Genomic DNA, 3,445 nt, shown 5'->3' on the forward strand with positions numbered 1-3,445 from the left:
CCTTTAAACAGCACCCGGCCTCGAGTAGGCTTAACCTTGCCCGTCAGCACATCGAGAAACGTAGTCTTGCCTGCCCCATTGGGGCCGATGACCACCCGCAGCTCCCCTTCCTCCAGAGAGAAGTTCAGCCTGTCCAAAGCCTTGAAGCCATCAAAGCTGACGGTGAGATCCTGAGTTTGTAAAATTTGTCGGGTGGCGGTGGGAGCTGCAGTAAGCATGGGGATCACATCCAAGAACGGAAAGGGCAGAGGGCGAACAGGGTTCTCAACCCATCAAACTCAACCCATCAAATAAATAAGAGAGGACACTTGGCATCGCTGGCTTACCCATCAGATCTGGGATCCTTTTACTCTGAACTTGCACCTTGCGTATGATGCACATCGACAGAAAGCCAGATTTAAGCTGGGGAAGTATCTGCCAAGCGCCTGCGCCAAAGCTGAACGGTGACCCAAAGCTGCCTGCCTTGGGTGCGCACCCAACCCACCAGTCCATCCGGCAGCACCAGCACCACCAACAGGAACAATCCCCCCTGGAAAAACAGCCAAATCTCCGGAAAATTTTCGCTCAGCAAGCTCTTGGCAAAGTTGACCAACAGAGCCCCCAGCACTGCCCCCACCAAACTGGCCCGACCGCCCACCGCCACCCAGATCACCATTTCAATGGAAAAGGGAACGGCCATCGCATTGGGAGAGATGATCCCAGTTTGCAAGGTAAACAAAGCTCCGGCAATGCCTGCCAGGGCAGCAGACACGGCAAACACCAGCACTTTAAAGCCGGTGGGATCGTAGCCGGAAAAACGAACCCGCGGCTCGTCATCTCGAATGGCTACCAGGATCCGACCGAATAGGCCGCTGGTCAGCCAACGACAGAGAAGGTAAGCCAAAACCACCGCCAGAACTGTAGTGACATAGACAACGAAGCGCATCTCGGACGAGTTGACATCCAGGCCAAACAAAGTCTGGAAGTTGGTCAGGCCGTTGGTGCCATTAATTAAGCGCTGTTGGCCGTTGAAGAAGTTAAAGAAAATAATCGTGGTGGCCTGAGTTAGAATGGAGAAATAAACCCCTCGAATGCGATTTCTCACCACCAAATATCCCAGGGCTGCTGCCACCAAAGCCGGGATCAAGACAACAGCAACAACCGTGAACGGAAAAGAATAAAAGGGGTACCAAAACCAAGGTAATTCCGTTACCCCATAGAGGCTGAAAAACTCCGGTATCTGACCTTCCGGCAATTGCAATTTCAGGTGCATCCCCAGAGCGTAGCCCCCCAAGGCAAAGAACACCCCATGCCCCAGGCTGAGCATGCCGGTATAGCCCCAGATGAGGTCGATCCCCAAAGCTACAATGCTGAGGGCCAGAAACCGCCCCAACAAGTTGAGCCGAAAGCCAGACAGCACAGTTGGGGCCACAAAGATCAAGGCCAGCACCAAAACGATGAGGATCCCGGCCTCCCACAGAAGCTTGCGAGAAGAATTGGGATCCCCACCCGCGGCGGGAGCAGCCACTTCATGATCAGCACGGGGGGAATGAACCAGTTTCATGGGCTTTGTGAGGGAGTAGAAGATGGAGAGTCTGGTCCTAGAGTTTTCGCCAAGCGAGATCATTCCCTAGGCATCCACCATACGACCTTCTTCGGGGAAAAGGCCCCGAGGTCGCACCTGCAAAAAGGCCACGATCAAAGCAAAGACCATCACCTTGGCCATGCTCGTGGTGGCAAAAAAGTTGAGGGTATCGGTCAGGATGGGCACGTTGGGAAAAATCAAAGCCAGCGTCCCGGAACCGATGACAAAGTTGGCAATCCCGATCCCAAGCGCTGCCACAATGCTGCCCAAAAGCTTACCGACACCCCCCACGACGACCACCATAAAGGTATCCACGATGTAGTTTTGGCCGGTGTTCGGCCCCACGGATCCCAGCAGGCTGACCGCTACGCCGGCCACTCCCGCCAGACCCGAGCCGACGGCAAAGGTGAGGGCATCCACCTTTTGCGTAGGGATCCCTACACAGGCACTCATGGCTCGATTTTGGGTAACCGCCCGGATGCGCAACCCCCAGCGGGTGCGTTGCAAGAAGAAGTACAGCCCTAGGATGCAGAGGATGGTGAGGGCGATGATAAACAGGCGGGTATTGGGCAAAAACAGGTTGCCCACCGGGATCCCACCCCCCAGCCAACGGGGAGCGGTCACATCTTTGTTCTGGGCTCCAAACCAGGGTTGAGTGACTGCTAAAGCATAGGTTTGCGCCAGCACCCGCCCCCCCACCGCTGCAATGGCCGTGGAAAGCACCAGTAGCAGCGCCAGCGTCCACCCCTTGAGACGCGGCCAATCCGCCCGCCTGGCCAAGAGCCACCAGCCGCCAAAAAAGAGCACCGCGAAGGCCCCCAAGCGGAAAGCCAGCACCCAATTGACGCTGCGCACAAACTGCTGCAAGATCAGGCTCACGCCCCAGGTGGCCAAAAGGGTCTCCAAGGGTCGGCCATACAAAAAGCGGATCACCCCCCGCTCCAAGGCCAGCCCTACCAGAGCAGTGACGGCAAAGGCTGCCACCAAAGCCGGGAAGATATACAGATCCCGCCAGGGATCCCCTAGGGGACGAAAGGCATTTTGAACCACAAAAGTGGTGTAGGCCCCCAACATCATCAGCTCCCCATGGGCCATGTTGATGACCCCCATGAGGCCGAAAACAATGGCCAAGCCCAAGGCGGCTATCAGCAAGACGGTGCCGATGCTAAGGCCGTTAAACAAGCTATCCAAGAGCAAGGTCATGGGCAGGGGATCCTCCTTCCAACTAAACTAGGGAGGCTAACCGAGCATCTAGGCGGGATCCCCGACCCTATCCAAACGGCAAGGGATCCCAGCCCTGGCCAGGACTAGCTGACTTTGTAGCGACCGCCCTTGGCCGGATCTGACCAATCGCAGGCAAAGCCCTTGGTCTCTGCCACAAACTGGTTCCAGGGCTGCGGCTCCACGGCATCCGTAGAAAAGATGACATCAAACAAGCCATCGGAGCGCACCTGGCCGATCCGCACATACTTGGTCAGGTGGTGATTGGTGTTCATGGTTACCAAGCCTTCTGGCGCATCAAAGGTCTGGCCATAGGCTGCCTGCCGCACGGCGTCGATTTCCACTGTTCCCGCTTTTTCCACTGCCTGCTTCCAGATGTAAACCATGATGTAGGCGGCTTCCATCGGGTCGTTGGTGACGCGGTTTTGGCCGTATTCTGCCTTGAAAGCCTCCACAAACTTCTTGTTGGCAGGCGTATCCACCGTCATAAAGTAGTTCCAGGCGGCGAAGTGCCCTTCCAAGAATTCGGGGCCGATGGCCTGTACCTCTTCTTCAGCAATGCTGACGGACATGGAAGGATAGCGATCTGGCCCCAGCCCTGCCCCTTTCAGTTGTTTGAAAAAGGCCACGTTGCTGTCGCCGTTCAAGCTGTTGTAGATC

The 3,445-nt window shown here is 56.3% G+C and carries 4 protein-coding genes; all 4 read right to left on the reverse strand.

Annotated features, from left to right (window positions below; genetic code table 11):
• On the reverse strand, positions 1-218 hold a 218-nt coding region (locus tag NW809_RS11365), incomplete at its 3' end, for an ATP-binding cassette domain-containing protein (RefSeq protein ID WP_414402177.1).
• Positions 219-397: 179 nt separating this feature from the next.
• Positions 398-1,606, reverse strand: a complete 1,209-nt coding sequence (gene urtC / locus NW809_RS11370) for an urea ABC transporter permease subunit UrtC (RefSeq protein WP_414402178.1) — start codon at positions 1,604-1,606, stop codon at positions 398-400.
• Between the two features lie 3 nt (positions 1,607-1,609).
• A complete protein-coding gene (gene urtB / locus NW809_RS11375) occupies positions 1,610-2,767 on the reverse strand; it encodes an urea ABC transporter permease subunit UrtB (protein ID WP_414402179.1) in 1,158 nt (385 codons plus the stop codon).
• Between the two features lie 104 nt (positions 2,768-2,871).
• Positions 2,872-3,445: transporter substrate-binding protein (locus tag NW809_RS11380; protein WP_414402180.1), on the reverse strand; the 574-nt coding region annotated here is incomplete at its 5' end.

The sequence above is a fragment of the Synechococcus sp. WC101 genome (genome assembly GCF_047461555.1).
Taxonomy (GTDB): Bacteria; Cyanobacteriota; Cyanobacteriia; order Thermostichales; family Thermostichaceae; genus Thermostichus.